Source organism: Nocardioides sp. (assembly GCF_035703625.1).
Lineage (GTDB): Bacteria > Actinomycetota > Actinomycetes > Propionibacteriales > Nocardioidaceae > Nocardioides.
The window spans coordinates 1-3,420 of record NZ_DASSXS010000284.1; the positions used below are offsets into that span (position 1 = coordinate 1).

At 70.4% G+C, this 3,420-nt stretch carries 4 protein-coding genes, 1 tRNA gene and 1 pseudogene; 2 read left to right on the forward strand and 4 right to left on the reverse strand.

From position 1 onward, the window contains the following. Together VFN12_RS14775 and VFN12_RS14780 are read right to left on the reverse strand one after the other, a co-directional pair. On the reverse strand, positions 1-119 hold a 119-nt coding region (locus VFN12_RS14775), incomplete at its 3' end, for an NTP transferase domain-containing protein (protein ID WP_325119498.1). A gap of 144 nt (positions 120-263) precedes the next feature. After that, a tRNA-Gln gene (locus VFN12_RS14780) sits at positions 264-342 on the reverse strand. A 318-nt stretch (positions 343-660) separates the two neighbouring features. Between VFN12_RS14780 and VFN12_RS14785 the strand changes: the two genes are divergently transcribed. Next, the gene (locus VFN12_RS14785; protein WP_325119495.1) at positions 661-1,779 is read left to right on the forward strand and encodes an ATP-dependent DNA ligase; all 1,119 of its coding nucleotides are present in this window, start codon (positions 661-663) and stop codon (positions 1,777-1,779) included. Continuing rightward, positions 1,772-2,335, forward strand: a complete 564-nt coding sequence (locus tag VFN12_RS14790; protein ID WP_325119496.1) for a hypothetical protein — start codon at positions 1,772-1,774, stop codon at positions 2,333-2,335. Before VFN12_RS14785 ends, VFN12_RS14790 begins: the two co-directional genes overlap by 8 nt. Here the strand turns inward: VFN12_RS14790 and VFN12_RS14795 are convergent. Together VFN12_RS14795 and VFN12_RS14800 are read right to left on the reverse strand one after the other, a co-directional pair. After that, a complete protein-coding gene (locus tag VFN12_RS14795; RefSeq protein WP_325119497.1) occupies positions 2,322-2,888 on the reverse strand; it encodes a DUF664 domain-containing protein in 567 nt (188 codons plus the stop codon). The genes VFN12_RS14790 and VFN12_RS14795 overlap by 14 nt on opposite strands. Before the next feature lie 190 nt (positions 2,889-3,078). After that, positions 3,079-3,420 (reverse strand): annotated as a pseudogene (locus tag VFN12_RS14800) (ATP-dependent DNA ligase); the annotation flags it as partial.

The following is a 3,420-nucleotide window of genomic DNA, read 5'->3' on the forward strand; positions in this document are numbered from 1 at the left end:
GCGGCCAGGACGTGCCCGATCATGCTCCGCCCGCAGACCGGGTGCAGCACCTTCATGGTCTTCGACTTCATGCGGGTACCGCCACCCGCGGCCAGCACGATCACCGTCAGGTTGTCCATGCGGGCAGTGTGTCACTGCGGAAAGTTTGCTCGCGGAGTGCACCGGGGAGCTCGGCGCTCCACTCGTGCCTCGCTCCGCGCTCTCGCTCGCAGAACCGGATTGGGGACCTCGGCGCTCCACTCGTGCCTCGCTCCGCGCTCTCGCTCCCCGGGTAGGAGTCGAACCTACGTCGCTAGTCCTGATTCAAAGTCAGGCGGGCCCTGCCGGCAGACCAACCGGGGATCGGCAATCAAAGGTTAGAGCGTGGGCGACCACCGGTGGTTGAGCAGGGAGGCGCCCCAGCGCCGACCGTCGTCGAAACCCCCGCACCCGACCGGTGGCCGTCACTGGTCACCGCCCTGCCAACAGTTCCGGGGTTTCGACGACGCTCGCTGACGCTCGCTGCTCAACCACCGACGCTCGCTGACGCTCGCTGCTCAACCACCGACGCCCTGCCCACAATTCCGGGGTTTTCGACGACGCTCGCCGACGCTCGCTGCTCAACCACCGGCGCTCGCTGACGCTCGCTGCTCAACCACCGGCGCTCGCTACGCTCGTCGGGTGGACCTCCCCGTCATGCCACCCGTCCGGCCGATGCTCGCGAAGTCGGTGAAGGGGATCCCGGACCCGGACAAGTTCGGCGGCCTGAGCTTCGAGCCCAAGTGGGACGGCTTCCGGTGCATCGTCTTCCGCGACGGCGACGAGGTGGAGCTGACCAGCCGCAACACCAAGCCGCTGACCCGCTACTTCCCCGAGGTCGTGGACGCGATCCGCGAGCAGCTGCCCGAGCGGTGCGTGCTCGACGGCGAGCTGTTCGTCGCCCTCGAGGACCGGCTCGAGTTCGAGGTCCTCCAGGAGCGGATCCACCCGGCCCGGTCGCGCGTGGACATGCTGGCGGAGAAGACCCCGGCCTGCTTCGTGGCCTTCGACCTCCTCGCGCTCGGCGACACGTCGTACGTCGACCGCCCGTTCTCCGAGCGCCGCGCCGCCATGGAGGAGTCTCTCTCCGGCCTCACCGGACCCTGCTACCTCACCCGCACCACCACCGACACCGGGCAGGCCGAGGAGTGGTTCCACCAGTTCGAGGGCGCCGGCCTCGACGGCGTGGTCGCCAAGCCGCTGACCGCGACCTACCGGCAGAACGCCCGCACGATGCTGAAGATCAAGCATGAGCGCACCGCCGACGTGGTCGTCGCCGGCTATCGCGAGCACAAGACGTCGACGCCCGAGCGGCCGCTCCTCGGCAGCCTCCTCCTCGGCCTGTACGACGACGGCAAGCTGCAGCACGTCGGCGTCTCCGCCAGCTTCAGCGAGAAGCGTCGCGCGGAGCTGATCGCGGAGCTGCAACCGCTGGTCGTCCCGATCGAGGAGCATCCGTGGGGCGAGTGGGCCGACTGGGCGATCGCCAACCCGGACCGGGTCCCGGGTACCCAGAGCCGCTGGAGCGCCGGCAAGGACCTGTCGTTCACCCCGCTCCGCCCGGACCTGGTCCTCGAGGTCGCCTACGACCACATGGAGGGCCGCCGGTTCCGGCACACCGCGCAGTTCCGCCGGTGGCGCACCGACCGCGACCCCGAGTCCTGCGGCTACGAGCAGCTGGAGGAGCCGGTGAGCTACGAACTGGATAGAATTCTGCTGGCAGGTCACGAGGCCGGCCCAGGAGGCGATCACCATGGCTGAGACCCACCCGCAACCCCTCGCCGGGTACCACGTCGTCCTGCTGGTCGAGCAGGCCCTCACCTCCGCGGACGCCGCCCAGGTGCTGTCGCTCCACGAGGGCATCGACGATCCGGTCACCTACCACGTGCTGCTCCCGATGGAGGACGCCGCGGCCCGGATCGAGGCGTCGATGGCCTCGCTGGCAGCGGGCGAGGTCATGGCCTCTCCCGCCATGGCGATGCGGGAGATCGACATCGAGGCCGTCCGCAAGGACTGCCAGGAGCGCTCCGCGCGCGACCTCCAGGCCACCGTCGCCGCGCTGAGGTCCGCCGGCGCGGTCGACCCCGAGGGTCAGGTGGTGTCGCAACCCCCGATCGACGCCCTGGAGGCCAAGGTCTCCCAGGTCGACGGCCGCGAGGCCATCATCCTCACCAGACCGCACGTGGTCGCCGAGTTCTTCCACCTCGACTGGACCTCCAAGGCCCGCCGCAAGATCGGCGTCCCGTGCCTCCACCTCCTGGAGCACGAGAACTTCGACGAGCAGGCCGGCGGAGGCGAGGGCGTCAGCGGCCTCTGACGTCCCCGGCGAGCTCGACGACGATGTCGAGGTGCCCGGCATGCCGGGCGTACTCCGCCAGGACGTGGAAGCAGATCCACTCCAGCGTGGGCGGATCCTCGGAGAACCGGCCTCCCGGCGCGGCCGTGGCGTCCAGCGGGAAGTCCCGCAGCACGCCCCTGGTCCGCTCCCCGACCCTCACCATGCGCTCGGCGAGCTGCTCCCCCGTGACGTCGTCGGCCACCTGCCAGCGGGCCCGTGGCCCGGTCACGCCGGAGTCGTCGGAGGTCCACGGCTCGTCGACGTTCCAGTCACCCCAGGGCTCGGCCACCGGCTCGCCGAGGAACCCCCACACGAACCACCGCTGCTCCATGTGCAGCACGTGGGAGAGCAGCTCGAGGGGAGTCCAGCCCGACGGCACCCGCGGCGTCCGCTGCTGCTCCGGCGACAGGACGAGGACGCCGTGGACCAGCTCCGACCGAACCCAGTCGAGGTAGTCCGACCACCGGCCAGCACCGGCCGGGCCGCCCTTCGACGGTTCCGACGGGTTGCGGGCCACGCGGCTGTCACTCACGGGCACATCCTGCCGCGCACGGCCCCGCGAGCCCTGGTCACCCTGGGGTTGCCCTGGGGTTTTGCGCATTTTTGATGACCCGTCCGGACCAGTTTTACGGACTCTTGATGGTCCGGGTGGACCATGCGCCACCTGGTCAGCCCGGACAGGCCCTGGTCAGGATGAGGAGCAGGAGGATGGCCCGCCCGCCTCATGACTCGATCCGGTTCCCCTGCTCGTCCCAGTGGGACTCCACCTTTTTCGAGGGCTGCACCCGCGGCGGCTCGCCCGGCATCTTCGGGTAGTCGGGCGGGTAGGGCATCTCGCCGCCCTCGGACGTGTCCCACAGCTCCAGCAGCGGCGTCAGGTCGTGGTGGACGTCGTCGATCGTGGCCCACGGGTCGCCGGAGGCGGCCAGCCGGTCCGGGACCGTGAACAGGTTGTACTCCCGAGGGTCGGTGACCTCGGCCAGCTCGTCCCAGGTCATCGGCGTCGAGACCGGCGCTCCCGGGACCGGGCGCAGCGAGTACGCCGAGGCGATGGTGCGGTCGCG

Bases quoted from the DNA above. Each gene is read 5' to 3' on its own strand.
- VFN12_RS14790 (WP_325119496.1), top strand. From the start codon at position 1,772: ATGGCTGAGACCCACCCGCAACCCCTCGCCGGGTACCACGTCGTCCTG.